We start from the raw sequence: 4683 nt of genomic DNA, 5'->3' as shown, positions 1-4683 counted from the left end.
GGCAGTCCCTGCTGACTCACTTGAAAAGCAGCCACAAGGCGAAAGTGGAAGAACCACGCACGATCACGCTGCAGCGTAAAACCACCAGCACCCTGCGTGTGGCTGGTAGCAAAAGCATCAGCGTAGAAGTCCGCAAAAAGAAAGTTTTCGTACAGCGTAGCCCGGAAGAAATCGAAGCCGAACGCAAGCGTGAACTGGATGAGCGTCGCGCAGTAGAAAATGCTGCCCGTCAGAAGGCTGAAGAAGAAGCCAAGCAACGCGCCGAAGTAGAAGCGCGTAACCAGCCTGCTGCTGCGCAGAACGCTAACAGCGCCGCCGTTGCGGCGCCGGTTGCCGCTGCAGAACCTGTACGCGAAAGCGCACCGGTCGCTGCCGCTGCTCCAGCTCCGTCTGCTGACGTTCGCAACAAGCAGAACGAACAGCGCCGTCCGGACAAGCCACGTGCCGACGACAACAATCGTCGCAGCGGTGGTGGTGATGGCGAGCGCAAAAACGCTCCGCATCGCGCCTCGGTCAAAGAAAAAGCGCCGGCTCCACGCGTGGCGCCACGCACTACCGACGAAGAAAGCGATGGCTTCCGTCGCGGTGGTCGCGGCAAGGCCAAGCTGAAGAAGCGCAACGCCCACGGTTTCCAGAGCCCAACCGGCCCTGTCGTGCGTGATGTGCAGATCGGCGAGACCATCACTGTTGGCGATCTCGCCAATCAGATGTCGGTCAAGGCTGCTGAAATCATCAAGTTCATGTTCAAACTGGGTACCCCAGCGACCATCAACCAGGTGCTTGATCAGGAAACTGCTCAACTGGTAGCCGAAGAACTGGGCCACAAAGTGACCCTGGTCAGCGACACCGCCCTGGAAGACTCCCTGGCCGAGTCCCTGAAGTTTGAAGGCGAGTCGTTCTCCCGTGCACCAGTCGTGACCGTAATGGGCCACGTTGACCACGGTAAGACTTCCCTGCTCGACTACATCCGTCGTGCCAAGGTAGCTGCTGGCGAAGCCGGTGGTATCACCCAGCACATCGGTGCGTACCACGTTGAAACCGAACGCGGCATGGTCACCTTCCTCGACACCCCGGGTCACGCCGCGTTTACCGCAATGCGTGCCCGTGGTGCCAAGGCGACCGACATCGTGATCCTGGTAGTTGCAGCGGACGACGGCGTGATGCCGCAGACCATTGAAGCTGTCCAGCACGCTGTAGCGGCTGGCGTTCCACTGGTTGTTGCAGTGAACAAGATCGACAAGCCGGGCGCTGATCTCGATCGCATCCGTAGCGAACTGTCGGTTCACGGCGTGACTTCCGAAGAGTGGGGCGGTGATACGCCGTTCGTACCGGTTTCGGCGAAGGTCGGTACTGGCGTCGACGAGCTGCTCGAAGCTGTTCTGCTGCAAGCTGAAGTTCTCGAACTGAAAGCAACTCCGTCGGCTCCTGGCCGTGGCGTTGTGGTTGAATCGCGTCTCGACAAAGGTCGTGGCCCGGTTGCAACCGTTCTGGTTCAAGACGGTACCCTGCGCCAAGGCGACATGGTCCTGGTCGGTTCGAACTATGGCCGCGTGCGTGCCATGCTCGACGAGAACGGCAAGCCAATCAAGGAAGCCGGTCCATCCATCCCTGTCGAGATCCTCGGCCTGGACGGTACTCCGGACGCTGGCGACGAGATGAGCGTTGTTGCTGACGAGAAGAAAGCCCGTGAAGTGGCTCTGTTCCGTCAAGGCAAGTTCCGCGAAGTCAAACTGGCTCGCGCTCACGCCGGCAAGCTGGAAAATATCTTCGAAAACATGGGTCAGGCCGAGAAGAAGACGCTCAACATCGTCCTCAAATCCGACGTCCGTGGTTCGCTGGAAGCGTTGAACGGTGCCTTGAATGGCCTGGGCAACGACGAAGTTCAAGTGCGCGTAGTCGGCGGCGGTGTCGGTGGTATCACCGAGTCCGACGCTAACCTGGCACTGGCTTCCAACGCTGTACTGTTCGGCTTCAACGTGCGTGCCGATGCTGGCGCACGCAAGATCGTCGAGCAGGAAGGTCTGGACATGCGTTACTACAACGTGATCTACGACATCATCGAAGACGTCAAGAAAGCCCTGACCGGTATGCTCGGCAGCGATGTTCGCGAGAACATCCTGGGTATCGCCGAAGTGCGTGACGTGTTCCGTTCGCCGAAGTTTGGCGCGATCGCAGGCTGTATGGTGATCGAAGGTGTTGTGCACCGTAACCGTCCGATCCGTGTACTGCGTGAAGACATTGTTATCTTCGAAGGCGAGCTGGAATCCCTGCGCCGCTTCAAGGATGACGCTTCCGAAGTACGTGCCGGCATGGAATGCGGTATCGGCGTTAAGAGCTACAACGACGTCAAAGTCGGCGACAAGATCGAAGTCTTCGAGAAGGTTCAGGTTGCTCGCAGCCTCTAACTCGCGCACTTCAGGAGCCGTGATGGTCGGCCGCACCCAAGGGTGTGGCGCATCACAAGGACTCTAAACGCAACGCCCGGTCTGGCATTTGTCAGGCCGGGCGTTTGCCGCTTTCAGACCTTGCGGGTTTCGCCGCGGGGCAGTAACAGGTAACAAAATCATGGCAAAAGAATACAGCCGTACCCAACGTATCGGCGATCAGATGCAGCGCGAGCTGGCTCAACTGATCCGTCGCGAAGTCAAAGACCCGCGCGTCGGCCTGGTCACCATTACCGCAGTGGAAGTCAGCCGTGACGTCGGTCACGCGAAGATCTTCATCACCGTGATGGGCCAGGACAACGCTGAAGATATCGCGCAAAGCATCAAGGTGCTGAATGCAGCCGCAGGTTTCCTGCGTATGCAGCTGGCCCGTGAAATGAAACTGCGCAGCGTGCCGCAATTGCACTTCCACTACGACGAATCCGTCGTCCGTGGCGCGCATTTGTCGGCGCTGATCGAGCGTGCCGTGGCTGAAGACAATCAGCACCCGGTCGCTGCTGAACCTGAAGACACCAAGGAGTAATTCGGTGGCTCAGGTCAAACGTATCCGTCGTAACGTCAGCGGTATCATCCTGCTCGACAAACCGTTGGGGTTCACCTCCAACGCCGCGTTGCAGAAGGTTCGCTGGCTGCTCAATGCCGAGAAGGCCGGGCACACCGGCAGCCTCGATCCATTGGCCACCGGTGTCTTGCCGTTGTGCTTTGGTGAGGCAACCAAGTTTTCGCAATACCTGCTCGATTCCGACAAGGGTTACGAAACCCTGGCGCAACTGGGCAAGACCACCACCACGGCAGACGCCGAAGGTGAAGTTTTGCAGGAGCGCCCGGTGACCGTTGGTCGCACCGATGTCGAAGCGGCATTGCCGAAATTTCGCGGGCAAATCAGTCAGATACCGCCGATGTACTCGGCACTCAAGCGTGATGGCCAGCCGTTGTACAAGTTGGCCCGTGCAGGCGAAGTAGTGGAGCGCGAACCGCGTTCTGTTACTATTGCGCGCTTGGAATTACTGGCCTTCGAAGGCGATACTGCGCGTCTTGCGGTGGATTGCAGCAAGGGCACCTATATTCGCACCCTGGTGGAGGATATCGGTGAGCAACTCGGTTGTGGTGCGTACGTCGCAGAACTGCGTCGTACCCAGGCCGGGCCTTTCACCCTGGCACAGACCGTCACCCTCGAAGAGCTGGAAGCGGTACATGCCGAAGGCGGCAACGAGGCGGTCGACCGCTTCCTGATGCCATCGGACAGCGGCCTGCTGGATTGGCCGTTGCTGCACTTCTCGGAAGCGAGCGCGTTCTACTGGCTTAATGGCCAGCCGGTACGTGCCCCGGATGCGCCGAAGTTCGGCATGGTACGGGTACAGGATCACAATGGTCGCTTCATCGGTATCGGTGAAGTGAGCGAAGACGGGCGCATCGCGCCACGTCGACTGATTCGGTCAGAATGACCGGAACCGGCCTGTGTAACAGCAGGTCGGCGAGTGTGGCTGTTAACAGGCACGGTCACGACTCATTTATAGATACAGGGATTTGTCCCTGGCCTGTTGAAGCTGTTTCCCTGAAACAGTTTCCTGATAAAAGGATTGCCTCATGGCTCTCGACGTTCAAGAAAAAGCTCAAATCGTTGCTGACTACCAGCAAGCTGTTGGTGACACTGGTTCGCCAGAAGTGCAAGTTGCACTGCTGACCCACAACATCAACAAACTGCAAGGTCACTTCAAGGCCAACGGTAAAGATCACCACTCCGTCGTGGTCTGATCCGCATGGTAAACCAGCGTCGCAAGCTGCTGGACTACCTGAAAGGCAAGGACGTGAGCCGTTACAGCGCTCTGATCGCTCGCCTGGGTCTGCGTCGCTAATCAGCGATTGCGCTATGAGGTTGGTGGTCTGTCGGACGTCAGCGGTTTACCGCCGGCGTCTTGCAGGCTCCCAGCCTCAAGTTTTATCTGGATACACGTTTTACCCTGGACAGGCGTTGGGCCGATTCCCGACATTGCCCAAGAATTCGCAAGAAACCAGTTCCCCCAAGAGCCACAAAGAAGGTAGGACACCGTGAACCCGGTAATCAAAAAATTCCAGTTCGGTCAATCGACCGTTACCCTCGAGACTGGCCGTATCGCCCGTCAGGCCTCCGGCGCAGTATTGGTCACCGTTGACGACGACGTCAGCGTATTGGTGACTGTAGTCGGTGCAAAACAAGCTGATCCAGGCAAGGGCTTCTTCCCTCTGTCGGTTCACTACC

General features: G+C 58.2%; 3 protein-coding genes and 2 pseudogenes. All 5 read left to right on the top strand.

Features of this window, described 5'->3' with window-relative positions:
- Positions 1–2405, top strand: a 2405-nt coding sequence (infB, locus tag ACIPZE_RS20625; protein ID WP_400774947.1) for a translation initiation factor IF-2, incomplete at its 5' end; no start/stop codon positions are given.
- A 160-nt stretch (positions 2406–2565) separates the two neighbouring features.
- Complete coding sequence (rbfA, locus tag ACIPZE_RS20620; RefSeq protein WP_007915259.1) at positions 2566–2967, top strand: 30S ribosome-binding factor RbfA; 402 nt, start codon at positions 2566–2568, stop codon at positions 2965–2967.
- 4 nt (positions 2968–2971) lie between these two features.
- A complete protein-coding gene (gene truB / locus ACIPZE_RS20615; protein ID WP_283437726.1) occupies positions 2972–3889 on the top strand; it encodes a tRNA pseudouridine(55) synthase TruB in 918 nt (305 codons plus the stop codon).
- A gap of 142 nt (positions 3890–4031) precedes the next feature.
- A pseudogene (gene rpsO / locus ACIPZE_RS20610) lies at positions 4032–4300 on the top strand (30S ribosomal protein S15).
- Between the two features lie 193 nt (positions 4301–4493).
- Positions 4494–4683 (top strand): annotated as a pseudogene (locus ACIPZE_RS20605) (polynucleotide phosphorylase/polyadenylase); the annotation flags it as partial.

The sequence above is a fragment of the Pseudomonas sp. NPDC089741 genome, assembly GCF_044748825.1.
Lineage (GTDB): Bacteria > Pseudomonadota > Gammaproteobacteria > Pseudomonadales > Pseudomonadaceae > Aquipseudomonas > Aquipseudomonas helmanticensis.
This window is presented reverse-complemented; position numbering and strand designations above follow the sequence as displayed.

Bases quoted from the DNA above. Each gene is read 5' to 3' on its own strand.
- rbfA (WP_007915259.1), top strand. From the start codon at position 2,566: ATGGCAAAAGAATACAGCCGTACCCAACGTATCGGCGATCAGATGCAG.